Annotated in this window: 17 protein-coding genes; 3 read left to right on the forward strand and 14 right to left on the reverse strand. The window is 67.6% G+C overall.

What is annotated here, in order from left to right:
- Nucleotides 1-15: 15 nt before the first annotated feature.
- The 8 genes from DFLDMN_RS14970 to DFLDMN_RS15005 all read right to left on the reverse strand — a co-directional run bounded on the left by DFLDMN_RS14970 (nucleotide 16) and on the right by DFLDMN_RS15005 (nucleotide 6,558).
- The gene (locus DFLDMN_RS14970) at nucleotides 16-1,002 is read right to left on the reverse strand and encodes a Bug family tripartite tricarboxylate transporter substrate binding protein (protein ID WP_423195706.1); all 987 of its coding nucleotides are present in this window, start codon (nucleotides 1,000-1,002) and stop codon (nucleotides 16-18) included.
- Between the two features lie 135 nt (nucleotides 1,003-1,137).
- A complete protein-coding gene (locus DFLDMN_RS14975; protein ID WP_423195707.1) occupies nucleotides 1,138-1,848 on the reverse strand; it encodes a helix-turn-helix domain-containing protein in 711 nt (236 codons plus the stop codon).
- A 147-nt stretch (nucleotides 1,849-1,995) separates the two neighbouring features.
- Nucleotides 1,996-2,928, reverse strand: a complete 933-nt coding sequence (locus DFLDMN_RS14980) for a PDR/VanB family oxidoreductase (RefSeq protein ID WP_423195708.1) — start codon at nucleotides 2,926-2,928, stop codon at nucleotides 1,996-1,998.
- A 51-nt stretch (nucleotides 2,929-2,979) separates the two neighbouring features.
- Complete coding sequence (locus DFLDMN_RS14985; RefSeq protein WP_423195709.1) at nucleotides 2,980-3,474, reverse strand: MOSC domain-containing protein; 495 nt, start codon at nucleotides 3,472-3,474, stop codon at nucleotides 2,980-2,982.
- Nucleotides 3,471-3,872 carry a Rid family detoxifying hydrolase gene (locus tag DFLDMN_RS14990; RefSeq protein ID WP_423195710.1) on the reverse strand — a complete coding sequence of 134 codons (402 nt, stop codon included), beginning with the start codon at nucleotides 3,870-3,872 and terminating at the stop codon, nucleotides 3,471-3,473. Before DFLDMN_RS14990 ends, DFLDMN_RS14985 begins: the two co-directional genes overlap by 4 nt.
- Nucleotides 3,873-4,003: 131 nt before the next feature.
- Nucleotides 4,004-5,323, reverse strand: coding sequence for an MFS transporter (locus DFLDMN_RS14995; protein ID WP_423195711.1), 1,320 nt, complete (start codon nucleotides 5,321-5,323; stop codon nucleotides 4,004-4,006).
- A gap of 354 nt (nucleotides 5,324-5,677) precedes the next feature.
- Nucleotides 5,678-6,109 (reverse strand): DUF6691 family protein, encoded by a 432-nt coding sequence (locus DFLDMN_RS15000; protein WP_423195712.1) that lies wholly within the window; start codon nucleotides 6,107-6,109, stop codon nucleotides 5,678-5,680.
- Nucleotides 6,110-6,111: 2 nt separating this feature from the next.
- Nucleotides 6,112-6,558 (reverse strand): YeeE/YedE family protein, encoded by a 447-nt coding sequence (locus DFLDMN_RS15005; RefSeq protein ID WP_423195713.1) that lies wholly within the window; start codon nucleotides 6,556-6,558, stop codon nucleotides 6,112-6,114.
- Between the two features lie 195 nt (nucleotides 6,559-6,753).
- Between DFLDMN_RS15005 and DFLDMN_RS15010 the strand changes: the two genes are divergently transcribed.
- From DFLDMN_RS15010 to DFLDMN_RS15020, 3 genes are all read left to right on the forward strand, one after another.
- Nucleotides 6,754-7,935 carry a cytochrome P450 gene (locus DFLDMN_RS15010; RefSeq protein WP_423195714.1) on the forward strand — a complete coding sequence of 394 codons (1,182 nt, stop codon included), beginning with the start codon at nucleotides 6,754-6,756 and terminating at the stop codon, nucleotides 7,933-7,935.
- 15 nt (nucleotides 7,936-7,950) lie between these two features.
- Complete coding sequence (locus DFLDMN_RS15015; RefSeq protein WP_423195715.1) at nucleotides 7,951-8,298, forward strand: antibiotic biosynthesis monooxygenase family protein; 348 nt, start codon at nucleotides 7,951-7,953, stop codon at nucleotides 8,296-8,298.
- 203 nt (nucleotides 8,299-8,501) lie between these two features.
- Nucleotides 8,502-9,593 (forward strand): alpha/beta hydrolase family esterase, encoded by a 1,092-nt coding sequence (locus DFLDMN_RS15020; protein ID WP_423198430.1) that lies wholly within the window; start codon nucleotides 8,502-8,504, stop codon nucleotides 9,591-9,593.
- Between the two features lie 113 nt (nucleotides 9,594-9,706).
- On the opposite strand, the gene DFLDMN_RS15025 is transcribed toward DFLDMN_RS15020, so the two are convergent.
- The 6 genes from DFLDMN_RS15025 to DFLDMN_RS15050 all read right to left on the reverse strand — a co-directional run bounded on the left by DFLDMN_RS15025 (nucleotide 9,707) and on the right by DFLDMN_RS15050 (nucleotide 16,148).
- Nucleotides 9,707-9,997 (reverse strand): 2Fe-2S iron-sulfur cluster-binding protein, encoded by a 291-nt coding sequence (locus DFLDMN_RS15025; RefSeq protein WP_423195716.1) that lies wholly within the window; start codon nucleotides 9,995-9,997, stop codon nucleotides 9,707-9,709.
- Nucleotides 9,994-10,620 (reverse strand): IMPACT family protein, encoded by a 627-nt coding sequence (locus tag DFLDMN_RS15030; protein ID WP_423195717.1) that lies wholly within the window; start codon nucleotides 10,618-10,620, stop codon nucleotides 9,994-9,996. The genes DFLDMN_RS15025 and DFLDMN_RS15030 overlap by 4 nt, the downstream gene beginning before the upstream one ends.
- Before the next feature lie 137 nt (nucleotides 10,621-10,757).
- Nucleotides 10,758-12,158 (reverse strand): FAD-binding oxidoreductase, encoded by a 1,401-nt coding sequence (locus tag DFLDMN_RS15035; RefSeq protein WP_423198431.1) that lies wholly within the window; start codon nucleotides 12,156-12,158, stop codon nucleotides 10,758-10,760.
- Nucleotides 12,159-12,228: 70 nt separating this feature from the next.
- A complete protein-coding gene (locus DFLDMN_RS15040) occupies nucleotides 12,229-13,032 on the reverse strand; it encodes an aldolase/citrate lyase family protein (RefSeq protein ID WP_423195718.1) in 804 nt (267 codons plus the stop codon).
- A 62-nt stretch (nucleotides 13,033-13,094) separates the two neighbouring features.
- Nucleotides 13,095-14,564, reverse strand: coding sequence for an NAD-dependent succinate-semialdehyde dehydrogenase (locus tag DFLDMN_RS15045; protein WP_423195719.1), 1,470 nt, complete (start codon nucleotides 14,562-14,564; stop codon nucleotides 13,095-13,097).
- 60 nt (nucleotides 14,565-14,624) lie between these two features.
- Nucleotides 14,625-16,148 (reverse strand): UxaA family hydrolase, encoded by a 1,524-nt coding sequence (locus tag DFLDMN_RS15050; protein ID WP_423195720.1) that lies wholly within the window; start codon nucleotides 16,146-16,148, stop codon nucleotides 14,625-14,627.
- Between the last annotated feature and the right edge of the window lie 19 nt (nucleotides 16,149-16,167).

Consider the following 16,167-nt stretch of genomic DNA (forward strand, 5'->3'; position numbering starts at 1 on the left):
CCATCGTGCGTTTCCTCAGTCGACCTTGGCGCCGCTCTTGCGCACGAGTTCGCCAAACTTCACGGTCTCGGACGAGATCAGGGTCTGGAAGTCGCGCTGGCTGCCACCCAGTGGCTCGAACGACAGCTTGTCCAGCTGGGCACGAAACGCGGGATCGCGAATGACGGCGTTGACTTCGCGGTTCAGACGCTCGGCCGCCTCGGCCGGTATGCCGGGGGCGGCGACGAGGCCCGCCCAGGCGGTCAGCTCATAGCCGGCCAGGCCGGCCTCGGCCATGGTCGGCAGATCGGGATATTGCGGCGACCGCCTGCTCGATGTCACCGCGAGCGCGCGCAGCCGATGCGAGGCGACATACGGTCCGATCGACGGCACGTTGTCGAACATCAACTGCACGTTGTTGCCCACGAGGTCCTGCAGGGCCGGCGTGCTGCCCTTGTATGGCACGTGGGTGATATTCAGGTTGGCCATGACCTTGAACAGTTCGCCGCCCAGATGGCTGGTGGTCCCGTTGCCGGCCGAGCCCATCGACAGCTGGCCGGGATGCGCGCGCGCGTAGGCGATCAGCTCCTGCGTCGACTTCACTGGCAGCGAAGGATTGACGGCAAGGATGTTGAACGTCGTCACCAGTCCGACGATCGGCACCAGCTTGTCCGGGTCGTAGGGCAGCTTCTGGTACAGGAAACGGTTGGTGGAGAGCGTTGCATTGTTGCCATAGGCGATGGTGTAGCCATCGGCCGGCGCGGCCATCAGGGCTTGCATGCCGATGTTTCCGCCGGCGCCGGGACGGTTCTCCACCACCACGGTCTGGCCCAGCCGTCGCGACAGCGCATCGCCAAACAGCCGCGCCACGATGTCGGGCGCGCCGCCCGGTGCGGTCGGCACGATCAGGCGCACCGGCTTCTCCGGCCAGGCAGCATGGGCCACCGCCGACCCCAGCGCCGACCCCAGTGCGAACAGGCCCATGGCGGCACAGGCCACCGCTTTCCTTGCAGCATTCTTCATTCCATCCTCCCCTTGTTTCCGGACTTGGTCGCAACGAGTATCCGCGACGGATGGCACGGGGGCTAATGAAGTTTTATGCGCAATAGTTTCCGCCACGGAATACTGGCTGGTGGATCCGGGGTTGCGATCCGGCGTTCAGGCCAGGGTCTCCTTGTCCGTAGCCGGTGCGTACATCACCATCAACGCCTTGGTGGAGCCGGACAGGCTGCGGCCGCGGTGGGGGATGCGTGAGTCGAAGTGGATGGTGTCGCCGGGCTCCAGCACGTACTTGTCCATGCCGATCTGCCATTCGAGCTTGCCTTCCAGCACGTGGATCAACTCCTCGCCGTCGTGCTCGAAGAACACGTACTTGTCGATTTCCTCGGGAAAACTGAACAGGAACGGTTGCAGCGCGCGGCCGTGCGAGGCGTTGCTGACGGACAGGTAGTTGTAGCCGAACGCGGTGCCGCCGAGCACGGTGGGACGATGTTCGTCGTGCCTGACCACACTGACACCGCGCCATGCGGGCGCTGGCGCTCCCTGGCCGCCGCTTTCCGCCAGCAAGGTGCCGGGCTCGACGTTCAGTACCGCCGCGATGCGGGCCAGGGTGGCGATCGGCGGTACCTTCCTGCCGTTCTCGATCCGCGACAGGTAGGCCTTGCCGAAGCCGCAACGCTCGGCAACTTCGGCCAGCGTCATCCTTGCCTCGAGCCGATGCTGCCGCAGGCGCCGGCCCAGCGCGCCATGGGCCGAGTCGCTGCCGCCATCCTGACCGACGTCGCCGTCGTTGGAGGCGACGGCAGGCGCGGATGTTGCCGCCGCCGGCGATGACCGTCGTTTGCCTTTTGGGATACGGGCTGGTTTCATGCGTGCACTGCGGGTTGCCTGAGTTGCACGCAAGTTTACCGCCTCCCGCGCGCACCGCCAAAATCCCGGTCGCTGCCGCAGGTGGGGAAGTCCGCGCGCCGCGGGCCGCGCGTGCCGGACCGCCCGCGTTCGGCGAAGCGACCCCCGCTAGACGTCCAGCGTAACGCTGACGCGCGCGCGGGACACGCACAGGGCCAGCTTTTCCTGCCGGCGCGAGGCATCGAGGAAGGCGTCGCGGTGAATCACGATGCCGTCGCTATACCCGCACACGCACGATCCGCATACGCCCATCTCGCATGACGCCGCCAGCGGAAAGCCACGCTCGCGCAATACACTCAGCGCGGATTCGTGCGCCGGTACGCGAATCACCTCGCCGGTGGAGGCGACCCGGATATCGAACGGCTCGGGTTTGAAGTTCTCGTCCGGCGCTGGCGCGAACACCTCGAAATGGATCTGCTCGGCGGGCCAATGGGCGGTCGCTGCGCGGACCGCTTCGACCAGGCCCGCAGGGCCGCAACAGTAGATGTGCGTGCCCGGCTCCGGACCTGGCAGGGTGGTTGCATCGAAGCGTCGTCCACCGGGGGCGCGGCTGAACCAGCCACGCAGCTGTCCAGGCTGGCAGAGCGTTGCGAGTTCCGCGTATAGCGGCGCCGTGGCAGCGCTCTGGGCACAGTAGTGGAGCGTGAAGTCGCCGCCCGTGGCACCCAGGTGCCGCACCATCGAGACGAACGGTGTAATGCCGATGCCACCGGCGACAAAGACATGCCGTGCCGCATCGCGCGCCAGACCGAAGTTGTTGCGCGGTGCCGTGACCGGGAGTTCCATGCCGGGCGCCAGTTCCTCATGCAGCCACCGCGAGCCGCCGCGCCCGTCCGCCTCGCGTTTGACCGCGATGCGATAGTGCCCCGGCGCCGCCGGATCGTTGCAGAGCGAATACTGGCGAATCTTGCCGCCCGGGATATGGACGTCCACATGGGCGCCGGGCTCGGCCGCGGGCAGCGCCGGGCGCCGGGGATGCCGCAACGTGATGACGCGGACATCGGGGGTGTCGTCGCTGATGCTGTCGACGACAAGTTTCATGATGATGCGTGCAGACATGGTGCGTGTGGCGTTAGGCAGTCGGTGCGTGAGTCAGTCGTCGAGGGGTTCGATCGGATCGCCTTGCTGGATCCATCCCCCTTCCACGATCGAGCAGTTGAGCCCGGAACGGTTGTACAGCGGCAGATAGAGCGGCATGCCAAGCAGTTCCTCCAGATACTTGCAGGGGAAGTTGAGGCGTCCGCCCTTGAGCACCACGTTCCCCACGCGGAAGCGCTTGCCGACCAGGAAGTCGAGCGGCACGCCGGACACGGTGAGATTGCGGCGGTGCTCCTCGGGTTTGAGAATCAGCGGACCCTGCTGCAGCGGCGGATCGTTGCGCGCCAGTGCATCGAGGACTTCCGTCGCGAACAGCGTGACCTCGCGCACGTCGGGTTTCGGCGAATAGGTGCCGGTGCCGAGAAAATAGCGGTCGCCGACGATGCCCTTGCCGGCCACCAGCTCCGCGCGCTGGAGTTCTTCCATCTCGTACGACGCGGATGGCGCGATATGAATATGGCGCAGCCGACCACCGCTCCACCGCATCATGGTTGCGTCTCCCGCGGCAGCACGGCGGCGATGGCTTCGACTTCCACCAGCACGTCGCGCGGCAGGCGCGCGACCTCGATGGTCGAGCGCGCTGGCACGGTGTCGCCAAAGCACTGCTGGTAGACCGCGTTCATCGCGGCGAACTGGTTCATGTCCTTCAGGAAGACGGTGGTCTTGACCACGCTGGCCAGTCCCGCGCCGCCGGCCGCGAGTACCGCCGCGACGTTGGAGAGCGACTGCCGCGTCTGGGCCTCGACATCGGCCGGGATCTCGCCCGTCACGGGATCGATGGGCAACTGCCCCGAGCAGAACACCAGATCGCCAAGCCGTACGCCTTGCGCGTAGGGCCCGACCGCTGCCGGCGCGTGGTCGGTACGGAGAGTGGAAATTTGCGACATGTTCGAAAGGTTGGTTTGCAACGCCTGAAGACAACTCGCAATTGCGTAAGTTGTCCAATGGGAAACATTAGTCTAGCAGGTGTACGCACTTGCCGCCAGCGACGCGGCAAGTCGTCGCGGCCGGCGCGGCGCTACGCCTGGGAGATGGAGGTATGGCGGGTTTCCCGGGCAAACAGCGCGGCAACGAAGGTGATGACCGCCACGCCGATCAGCAGCCACGAGACCCCCGCGGTGCCGCCCAGCTTCTCCACCAGCAAGGTCGCCGCGAGCGGCGTGAGCCCGCCGCCGATGGCCGCCGCCACCTGGAAGCCGAACGAGGCGCCCGTATAGCGCGCCCGGGCGCCGAACAGCTCCGGGAAATAGGTGGCCTCGATGCCGAACATCATGCCCTGGCCGAGAATCAGCGCGAGCGAGATGGCGGTCACGATCATGACCGGGTCGCGGGTGTCGACCATCCAGAACAGCGGGTAGGCAAAGAGAACGGTGAAGCCGGTGCCGATAAAGAACAGCGGGCGCCGGCCGATGCGGTCGGCCAGCAGTCCGAACAGCGGCATGATGAAAACCTCGATCACCGCGGCGATAAAGATGGCGTTGAGCATCGCCTTCTTGGGCAAGCCGAGGTGCGTGGTGGCGTAGACCACCAGGAAGACCGTCAGGAGATAGACCCAGGACACCTCGCACAGCTTGAGGCCGATCGCCACCAGGAAAGACTTGCGGTGGCGCGTAAACACCTCCTTGAGCGGATTGGCCGCGATCTCGTTGTTCGCCTTCATTTCCTCGAAGACCGGAGACTCGGTGATGCGCATGCGGACAAAGCTGCCGAGCCCGACCAGCACGATGCTGGCAAGGAACGGCACACGCCAGCCCCAGCTCATCAGCGCGTCTTCCGGCAACGAAGATACGGCCCAGAACACTGCCGTGGAGAGGATCAGTCCAAGCGGAAAGCCAACCTGGACGAGGCTGCCGTAGAGGCCGCGCCGGTGCCTGGGCGAGTGTTCCAGCACCATGAGTGCGGCGCCGCCCCATTCGCCGCCCAGGCCGATGCCCTGCACGATGCGCAGCAATACCAGCAGGATCGGCGCCCAGATGCCGATCTGCTGATAAGTGGGCAGCAGTCCGATGGCAAAGGTGCCCACGCCCATCAAGAGCAACGACATCAGCAGCATGGACTTGCGGCCGAGCCGGTCGCCCATGAAGCCGAATACGGCGCCGCCAAACGGCCGCGCGAGAAAGCCCACTGCGGCGCTACCCAGTGCGGCGAGCGTTCCCAGCGTGGGGTCGGCGGCGGGAAAAAACAGCTTGTTGAAGATCAGCGCGGCAGCAGTGCCGTAGATCAGAAAGTCGTACCACTCGATGATGGTGCCAACGGAGCTCGCAAAGAGCACGCGCGCGAGGTTGGAGGATTCGGCGACGGCCGGGATCGGCGTCGAGACGGCAGTTGGATAAGTCACGATGGCACTCCCACAGGTTTCCCAAAGTTTCCCGATGTTTACTGCGATCGCCTGTACGCATGACCTATGCCAGGCCACGCCGGGTATGGGAAAGCGGGAATTCGTGGGCGCACTCATCACATGGAAAGGCCAGAAATAGCCGGTATCCGTGCCTGTTAAGGGTGCGCCAGCACTAGACGAGTGCGCGTCGGCACCACGATCGCCAGCGTGGAAACCGCGGCGCGTACTCGCAAGAAGTGTTTTCTGTTGGGAAACTTAAGCGGAAGGGCGCGCGCAAGGTGGGAGGCTGGCGTGCCCTGGGGGAAGCCGGCCGGCGCGCAGCGAGGGGCAGGCGCCGGATGCAGGCGTGGCAACTCAGGCGTGTTGCATGCGCGTCCTGGTTCGTTCGACGAGCTCGAACACCAGCATGCCCGCCACCATGGCGGCAACGAAGCCAACGGCCTTGGGATACCCGGCACCCAGCGCGACCAGTGCGGGGCCGGGGCAGAAGCCGGCGACGCCCCAACCGATGCCGAACAGGGCGCTGCCGGCGACCAGGCGAAAGGTCACGACCGTATTGCCCGGCAATTGCATGGGAAACCCGAGCAGCGAGCGGGTGCGGCGCTTTGCCATGGCAAAGGCCAGCGTGCCGACGGCGATCGCGCCGGCCATGACGAAGGCGAGCGACGGATCCCAGGTGCCGGCGAGGTCGAGAAATCCGAGCACCTTGGCCGGGTTGGCCATGCCGGACACCATCAGGCCGAGGCCGAAGATCAGGCCGGCGACCAGCGCAGTAATAGCACTCATTTTCAGCCTCCGATCAGGTGTCGTTGCACGAACACGGTCAGGAAGCCCGTCGCCATGAAGGTCACGGTGGCGACCAGCGAGCGGATCGAACCGCGCGAAATGCCGCACACGCCATGGCCGCTGGTGCAGCCGCTTGCGTAGCGCGTGCCGATGCCGACCAGAAAGCCGGCGACCAGCACCGCGCCCCAGCTCGCGTCGATATCGGCGAGGAGCGGCCGCCCGATCAGGCTGGCGATGACCGGCGCGACGATCATGCCGGCGAGGAATGCGATGCGCCACAGCGCATCGCCGCGCAGGCCACCAGACAGACCACCAAGCAGGCCGCCCAGGATGCCACTGATGCCGGCGATGCGGCCATTGAAAAGCACCAGCACCGCTGCGGCGGCGCCAATGATGAGCCCACCGACCAGCGACAGGCCGGGTGTGAAGTGGGCGAGGTCGACGGACATGACAGTCTCCGAAGTGTTAATGCCAGGCAAGTGATGGAACGGGGGCGCTACCGATTATAGGGCGCGGCGCGCGCGGGCCGGGCTCGCGCGCGCGCATTCGATCTTTCATGACACCGTGAATCTTTGGCCGCGTCGTACCGGCATAGTGAACCGGCTGATGCGATCCGCTGGCTCCGCCCTGTTTCCACTGCCATCATGTACCCAACCGACCCCATCGACGCCGTCACCCATTCCGATCCATACCCGTACTATCGCGCCCTGGCACGGCAGCAGCCATTCTTCCGCCACGAGCGATTGCAGTTGTGGGTCGCCGCCGGTGCGCCGGAAGTGGCGGCCGTACTCGAGCATCCGGCATGCCGCGTGCGGCCGGTGGCGCAGCCGGTGCCGCCGGCACTGGCGGGCAATGCGGGCGGCCAGTTGTTCGGCAGCCTGGTACGCATGAACGATGGCGCCGCGCATGGACCGTTGAAGTCGCTCCTGCAGGAACAGTTGATGCGGCTCGACCTTGCGGCGGCGACACGGCGCGCGACGCGCATGGCCGCCGGGCTGCCGCACGTGGACGGCGACGATGCGTGTGCCGCCAATCGCTGGATGTTCGCGCTGCCGGTGCTGACGATGGCGGACCTGCTTGGCATGCCGTTGGGCGGCGATGACGCTGCCCACGTGTCGCTGGTGGTGGCGGAGCGCGTAGCGGCCTTCGCGGCAGCCATGTCGCCGCTTGCCACGGCAACCGAGGTGGAGGCCGGCGTCGCCGCGGCGCGCTGGCTGACGCAGTGGATGGACACGCAGGTGCATGCGCAGGACGGGCTGTACGCCCGCCTGTGCGAGGCCGCGTCGGCGCCAGGCGAGCCTGCGGGACATGTGGGCCGCGCCACGCTGACGGCCAATGCAATCGGTCTCATGGTCCAGGCCTGCGAAGCGACCGCGGGCCTGGTGGGCAATACCCTGGTGCGGCTGGGGCGCGACGTTGCTGCCGTCGATGGTGGTGCTGGCGATAACGGCGCCGTCGAGCGCCTCGCCGACCATGCCGGCGATCTCGCCAGGTTGGTGGCCGACGTCGCACGATCCGATCCGCCCGTGCAGAATACCCGCCGCTTTCTCGCCGCCGATGCCATGCTGTGCGGCACGCCGGTGCAGGCCGGCGACGTCGTGCTGGTGCTGCTGGCCGCCGCGTCGTACGATCCCACGCAGGCTGCCGCGCCGCATCCCTGGACCTTCGGCAACGGCCGCCATGCGTGTCCGGGCGCAGCCCTCGCGCATGTGCTCGCGACCTGTACGGTGGCGGGACTGCTGCGCCATGGCGTGCGGCCCGCACGCCTGGTGCAGGCGTTCCGCTATCGACCGTCGGTCAACGCCCGCATACCGTTATTTCTATAAATCGAGACAGATCCCATGATCGCCGTCATCTTTGAAGTCGAACCTGCCGAAGGCAGGAAGAATGCCTACCTGGATCTCGCCGCCCACCTGCGGCCCGTGCTGGAAACGGTGGACGGATTCCTGTCGGTCGAGCGTTTCCAGAGCCTGACCAACCCCGGCAAGATCCTTTCGCTATCGTTCTTCCGCGACGAGGAAGCCGTGCAGGCATGGCGCAATACCTTCGAGCATCGTCGTGCCCAGGAGGCCGGCCGTGGCGGTGTGTTCGCCGGCTATCGGCTCCGTGTGGCGCAGGTATTGCGCGACTACGGCATGGAAGAGCGCGCGCAGGCGCCGGCCGACAGCCGCGCGGTACACGACCGCTAGGGGCTGGCAGGCGCGGCACGCAAGCGTCGGCGGGTACCACCGGCTTTCGCATGCGCGGTGCCGATCCAGCGTGGCGCGGCAGCCTCTGACACCCGCCGCCGCGAAAAGCTGACATATTCCTGCTTCACACTGATACAACATGGCGCGTGGCGTCACGCGGGCCACGGGATCGGTCATCAACGGAGGGGGAAGTCGGCATGAAGCTGAAGCGGCGCATGGGCGGCACCAAACTCTGGGCCACGCTTGGCAAGCAGGCGGCGCGCAGCGCGCGCCAGTTCCAGCGTAGCGTGACCGACACCGTCCTGCGCAGCGCGCGCCAGCAGAGCACCGCCGTGGGCAAGGCCGTGGGCCAGGCCATGGGCAAGGCCGCACGGCAGGCCCTCTCCGGCGTGGTCACGCCGGCGCGGGCACCGGTCAGCCGCGGCGGCGGGTTCTGGGAAGAAGGGTTGTGGGGCTTCGGTCTCGGGCTCGGCCACACGCAGCGCCGCTACCGTCTGTATGTGCCCCCGGGGGTCAGTGCCGCACGGCCCGCGCCGTTGCTGGTATTGCTGCATGGCTGCGGGCAGGATGCCGCCAGCTTTGCCGCCTGTACGCGCGTGGCCAGCGTCGCGCGCGATGCGCGCTGGGTCGTGCTGATGCCGGAACAATCGGTACAGGCCAATTCCCAGCGATGCTGGAACTGGTTCCGGCCGGGCGCGCGCGGTGCCGCCGAGGCAGCCCTGCTGATGTCGATGATCGACCATATCTGCCGGCGCTATGCGATCGTCGGCGAACGGGTCTGCGCCTTCGGTCTGTCCGCCGGCGGTGCCATGGCGATGATGCTTGGCTTGCGGTATCCGGACCGTTTTGCCGCCATCGGTTCGCACTCGGGGGCCGTGCCCTACAGTGCCAGCAATGCCGCGCAGGCCCCGCGTGCCATGCGGGGCGAACGCAGTCCCGATGCGCTGGCCGCGCGCGGTGCGCTGGCGGGACGGCGCCCGCCGCCGTTGCTGTTGCTGCATGGTGCCGACGATACGGTGGTGGTCTACGACAATGCCACCAGCGCGGCCGCGCTCTGGCTCGACCTGTTGCCGGCCGGTTCGCCGCCGCCGGCGGCGCTGCCGCCCAAACGCATACGGCGCGGCACGCGTCGTGCCATCGATGTGTTCGACTGGCAGGCCGGCATGCGGCCGTTCCTGCGGCTGGTAAAGGTGGAGGGCCTGCGCCATGCGTGGAGCGGCGGCGCGCCCGGGCAGGCGTTCTCCGATCCGACCGGGCCCGACGCGCTCAAGATTGCCTTGCGGTTTTTTCGGTGAACGGGCGCGGGACTGACTGACCGCGGTCCGCGCCTTCAGCCTTCAGCCTCCAGCCTCCAGCCTCCAGCCTTCAGCCTTCAGCCTCCAACTCTCGGCCTTCAGCCCCCAGCACGTCAGACCGGACCTACCGGTTCGAACACGACATTGGCCGTGGGACATGCCACGCAAGGCAGGATAAAGCCGTCTTCCTTTTCGTCGAGGCTGAGGCCGGGCCAGGCGATGCGATAGCGTACGGTTCCCGCGTGCAGCTTGCTCATGCAGGCGCGGCAGGTGCCATTGCGGCAGGAGCTCGGCAGCGGCAGGCCCGCCAGCAGGCCGGCCTCGAGCAGGCTCAGCTCCGCCGGTGCCTCGAAGCTGGTATCGGTGGGCAGGAACGTGGCGGTGAAGGTCTCGGGCTCGCTCATGGCTGCGTTTGCCCGCTGTCGTCACCGTCGTCGGGAAACCGCGCCCGTCCGTGGGTCGCGTCGCGCAGTGCGATGATGGCCTGCGCGCGCAATGTCGCCGGCAGGCGGATCACGAGCCGCGCGAGCGCGCCGTACGCCGTGTCCACCAGCGTGCAACCGTCATCGGCGGCCTGCTCCAGCCAGCGCCGCACGCGGGGTTCGTCGGCGTACTCGACCTCGATCGCGAGGGTTGCGTAGGCAATGCGTTCGATGCGCACCGCCTGCTTGAGCGCACCCGCGATGGCATCCGTATAAGCGCGCACCAGACCGCCGGCACCGAGCTTGACCCCGCCGTAGTAGCGCACCACGGCGGCCAGCACGCCGTCGAGATCATGATGGCGCAGCACTTCGAGGATCGGCCGGCCGGCGGTACCCGACGGTTCGCCATCGTCGGACATGCCCGACTGGCCACCGGCCAGCAGCGCCCAGCACACGTGCGTGGCGGCGGGATGTTCGGCGCGCAGCTGCTGGATCACCGCCATGGCGGCGTCACGATCCGCCACCGGCACGGCCAGTGCGATAAAGCGGCTCTTGCGGATTTCGATATCCGCGTGAACCGGAGAGGCGAGGGTGTAGGTGGGCAAGACGGCGCTTCGACGGAAAAGAGCTGGCAGAGCCAGGCACCGGGCACCGGAATGCCACGGGCGAAGCGCGAGTGTAGCGCAGCCTCGGAGCGGCCCGCCCCCGGGCCCGCGTCGTCTCGCCTGGCGATGCCGGTCCGTCAGTCGATACGCGGCAGCAGGCGCCCGGGGTTCAGCAGGTTCTTCGGGTCGAGCGCGCGCTTGACCTGCCACATCAGCTCCAGCTCCACCGACGATTTGTACTGCAGCAGATCGTCGCGCTTGGCCACGCCGATGCCATGCTCGGCCGAGATCGAGCCATGCTCGGCATGGGCCAGGCCGTCCACGAGGTCGGAGACCGGCTTGTACCATTGCGCAAGAAACGACCTGGCGTCGCGATCGCGCGGCCGCAGCGGGTTGAAGTGCACGTTGCCGTCGCCCATGTGGCCGTAGATCACCATGCGCGCGGCCGGCTCCAGCGCGAGCACTTCCGCCGAGGCGCGCTCGATGAACTGCGCGATGCGCGACACCGGCACCGAGATATCGCATTTGATGCTGCCGCCGGTGCGTGTCTGCGCGTCCGAGATTTCTTCGCGGATGCGCCAGAACTGCTGCACATCGGCCAGGCTCGCCGCCACTGCCGCGTCGACCACCAGACCGCTTTCGAGACCGCCTTCGAGAATCTCCATCAGCGTGGCGGTCAGGCTCGCCTCGTCGGTGCCGGACGTCAGTTCGATCAGCACCATCCATTCGTGCCGGCTTGCCAGCGGCGAGGGCATATCGCCAAGGTACTCGAGCACGAGTTCCAGCGCGGGCGCGGAGATCAGCTCGAACGCCGTGACGGCGCCGCCCGACAGCGCCCGTGCGCGGCCGAGCAAGGCCACCGCCGCGGCCGGGTCCTGTACCGCGACGAAGGCCACCGCCGTCGAACGCGGTTGTGGCATCAGCTTGAGCACCGCACCCGTGATGATGCCGAGCGTCCCTTCGGCGCCGATAAACAGGTGCTTGAGGTCGTAGCCCGTATTGTCCTTGCGCAAGCCCTTGAGCGACGACAACACGCGGCCATCGGGCAGCACCACCTCGATGCCGAGCACGAGGTCGCGCATGTTGCCGTAGCGCAGCACGGCCGTGCCGCCCGCGTTGGTCGACAGGTTGCCGCCAATCTGACAGGAGCCTTCCGAGCCGATGCGCAGCGGGAACAGGCGCCCGGCCTCATCGGCCGCGGCACGCGCGGCGGCGAGCGTTACGCCGGCCTCCACCGTCATGGTGTCGTTGGTGGTGTCGATCGCCAGCACGCGCTGCATCTTCTTGAGGCTGATCACCACCGCGGTGCCGCTGTCGTCGGGCACCGCGCCACCCATCAGCGACGTGTTGCCGCCCTGCGGCACCACCGGCACATCATGCGCGTGGCACCACGCCATTACGCGGCTGACCTGATCGGTGGTGGCGGGCATGACCACCAGCGGCGACTTGCCGCGGTACAGGCGCCGATAGTCCGTGACATAGCCTTCGGTGTCGGCCGCGTCGGTCAGGCAACTGCCAGGGCCGACGATCTCCTGCATGGCGGCAAGCAGGGTGGCGGGGGTGGCGGGGAGGGGAGCAGCGGTCATCGTGGCTTGACGGTCAGGCAAATCAGTAAGCGGCGCCGGGCGCCGCAATGTTGGCCGCGCGGTCCGGCAGGAACTCGGCGGCGAGCCGGCGCGCGGCGTTGGCGTAGACCAGTACGTCGACGCCGGTGGCGACGAACGTGCAGCCCAGCTCCAGATAACGGCGCGCCAGCGCGTTGTCCGAGGTCAGCGTGCCCGCGGCCTTGCCGCTCGCCACGATCGTGCGCATGGCGGCTTCGATCTGCGCCTGCACTTCCGGGTGGCCCGGGTTGCCGCGATGGCCCATCGACGCGGCCAGGTCGGCGGGGCCGATAAACACACCATGCACGCCGTCCACCGCGCAGATGGCATCCAGGTTCTGCATCGCGGTGACGGTTTCGGCCTGCACCAGCAGGCAGACCTCGTCGTCGGCCACGGCCAGGTAGTCCTTGCGCGCCGACCATTGGGAGACGCGTCCCACGGCGCTGCCCACCCCGCGCACGCCAGTTGGCGGATAGCGCGTGGCGCGCACCAGCGCGGCGGCCTGCCCGGCGGTATCGACCATCGGGATCAGCAACGTGCGCGCGCCGATATCGAGCAGTTGCTTGATCAGCGCGGTCTCGCCGGAGACCGCGCGCACCACCGCCTGCGAACGATAGGCGCCCAGCGCCTGCAGGGTCTGCAGGATCGAGCGCACGTCGTTGGGCGCGTGCTCGCCGTCCACCAGCAACCAGTCGAAGCCGGCGGTCGCGCTGACCTCGGCCAGGTACGGCGACGCGGCGGACATCCACAGGCCGATCTGGGCCTGGCGTGCCGCCAGCGCGGCCTTGAACGGGTTATGGGCGGGCATGGGGTCTCCTGGAATTCGGGTTCTTGGGGGGTAGCTTTCCGTTACAGCGTGGCTCGGTCCGACTAACCGAGCTGCCCCTGGCACAGATACTTGGTATGCATGTAGTCGTCAAGTCCATGGCGCGAGCCCTCGCGGCCGTAGCCGGACTCCTTTACGCCACCGAACGGCGCTGCCTCCGACGCAAGCGCGCCCTCGTTGATGCCGACGATGCCGGTCTCCAGCGCCTGCGCCACGCGCCAGATACGCCGCACGTCGTTCGAGTAGAAGTAGGCGGCCAGCCCGAACGGTGTGTCATTGGCATCGCGGATCACCTCGTCCTCGTGCGTGAAGCGGAAGATCGGCGCCACCGGCCCGAACGTTTCCTCGTCGGCAAGCGCCATCGCGGGCGTAGCGCCGGCCACCACGGTGGGCGCGTAGTAGTGCGGGCCCAGGTCGGCACGCACGCGTTCGCCGCCGACCACCACGCGCGCGCCTTTCTCCACCGCATCGCGCACATGCCGATCGATCTTGTCCACCGCGCGCGCATTGATCATCGGCCCGATCTGCGAGGTCTCGTCGCCGGCTGGCCCCACGCGTAGTGCCGCCACGCGCGCGGCCAGCTTGTCGACGAATACGTCATGCACGCCAGCCTGCACGTAGACGCGATTGGGGCATACGCAAGTCTGTCCGCCATTGCGGAACTTGGCTGCCATCAGGCCGTCGACGGCGGCGTCGAGGTCGGCATCGTCGAACACGATGAAGGGCGCGTTGCCGCCCAGTTCGAGCGACAGCTTCTTGAGCGTGCCGGCCGACTCGCGCGCGAGATGCTTGCCCACCGGCGTGGAGCCCGTGAACGTGATCTTGCGCACGCGGCTGTCCGCCAGCCATGCATCGACCACGGCCGGGGTCCGTGCGCGCGAGGCCGTGACGATATTGAGCACGCCGTGCGGCAGGCCGGCCTGTTCGGCCAGGTAGACCAGCGCGAGCGCCGTCAGCGGCGTGTCCTCGGCGGGCTTGCACACCACCGTGCAGCCGGCGGCCAATGCCGGTGCAATCTTGCGCGCGATCATGGCCAGCGGAAAATTCCATGGGGTGATCGCCGCCACCACGCCGACGGGTTCCTTGAGCACGATCATCTTGCGGCCCGGCACCGCTTCCGCCACCACATCGCCGCAGATGCGCGTGGCTTCCTCGGCAAACCACTCGACGTACGACGCGCCATAGCGCACCTCGCCCACGCTCTCGTGCATCGGTTTGCCCTGTTCCGCCGAGACGATGCGCGCGAGGTCCTGCTCGTGCGCCAGGATCAGTGCATGCCAGCGCTTGAGGTACTGCGCGCGTTCGCGTGCGGTACGGCGGCTCCATGCCGGAAAGGCGGCGGCCGCGGCATCCGCCGCTGCCCGCGCGTCGGCGGCATCGCTATCGGGCACGTCGGCGATGATCCGACCCGTGGCCGGATCGGTCACGTCGAAGCGCGCGCCGCTGTCGCGCCATTGCTGTTCGATGAAGTTCTGTTGGCGCAGCAGGTCGCGCCGGGTGAGAGTGGTCAGCATGATCGTTCGTAGAGGCGGGAGCCGGGAAGGCAGGAAGGCCGCAAGCAGGGCAGGGCGAGGTCAGCTCACGATGCCGACGTGCCAGGGCACGAATTCGTGGTCGCCCAGACCGAGCAGCTCGCTCTTGGTAGGCTCGCCGGATGCGGCGCGCAGGATATGTTCGAAGATCCGCTCGCCCAGTTGCGCCACTGTCAGTTCGCCATCGAGCACCACGCCGCAGTTGATGTCCATGTCTTCCTCGAGCCGCCGGAACATCGGCGTGTTGGACGCCAGCTTGATCGTCGGCGCGGGCTTGGAGCCGAACATCGAGCCGCGCCCCGTGGTAAAGCAGATCAGGTTGGCGCCGCTCGCGATCTGGCCGGTCGCGGCCACCGGGTCGTAGCCGGGCGAGTCCATGAAGACAAAGCCGGCGCGGTCGATGGGCTCGGCATACTCGTACACCGCCTGCAGCGGCGTGGTGCCGCCTTTCATGGCCGACCCCAGCGACTTCTCGAAGATATTGGCCAGGCCGCCCTGCTGGTTGCCGTGGCCGACCACGCCGTTGAACTGGGCGTTATGGCCGGCTGTATAGCGTTCCCACCAGGCCAGCCGGTCGAGCAGCTTCTGCCCGACTTCGGGCGTGACCGCGCGGCGCGTCAGCATGTATTCCACGCCGTGGATTTCGGGGGTTTCCGACAGGATGGCGGTGCCGCCATGACGCACGAGGATATCCATCGCCGCGCCGAGCGCGGGGTTGGCGGTAATGCCCGAAAAGCCATCCGAGCCGCCGCATTCGAGCCCGATCTTGAGGTGGCTCGCGCTGACGCGCTGGCGCGTGCATGCGTTGGCGCGCGGCAGCATCGACGCCACCGCGCGAATGCCGGCCTCGATGGTGGCGCGTGTCCCGCCGGTGTCCTGCATGACGAGCGTGTGCAGCTGCCCGCCCGGCACCAACCCCTGCGATTCCACCAGCGCGCCAACCTGGTTGCGTTCGCAGCCGAGACCGACGATCAGCACGCCCGCAAGGTTGGCATGGCGTGCATAGCCGGCCATCGTACGGCGCAGCAGGTCGAAGTGTTCGCTCGGCGAGGACATGCCGCAGCCGCTGCTCTGGGCAAAGGCGACCACGCCGTCCACGTTGGGATACGCGGCCAGCCGCTCGCGCGTGAAATGCGCGGCGATATGCTTGATCACCGTGGCCGAACAGTTGACCGAAGCCAGGATGCCGATGAAGTTGCGCGTGCCGACGCGGCCATCGGGTCGCACATAGCCCAGGAACGTCGCGCGCTCGGCTTCGGGTACATAGTCGATCGGCCGCACATCCTGGCAGAACGCCGGATCGCGATAGAAATCGACCAGCCGCAGGTTGTGGCTGTGCACGTGTTCGCCCGCGGCGATGTCGCGATCCGCCACGCCGATCACGGTGTCGTACTTGCGAATCTGCTCGCCGCGCGCAATGGCACGCGCGGCGATCTTGTGCCCGGCCGGCACCTGGGCGCGCATGCGTACGCCGAGTGTCTCGAGATGCTGGCCCAGCGTGAGATCGCTGCGGGCGATCAGCACGTTGTCATTGGCATGCAGGCGGATGACGGGGGTCTGGGTCACGATCGGGTTGGCGTTGCAG

This window comes from Cupriavidus sp. H19C3, assembly GCF_049393815.1.
Lineage (GTDB): Bacteria > Pseudomonadota > Gammaproteobacteria > Burkholderiales > Burkholderiaceae > Cupriavidus.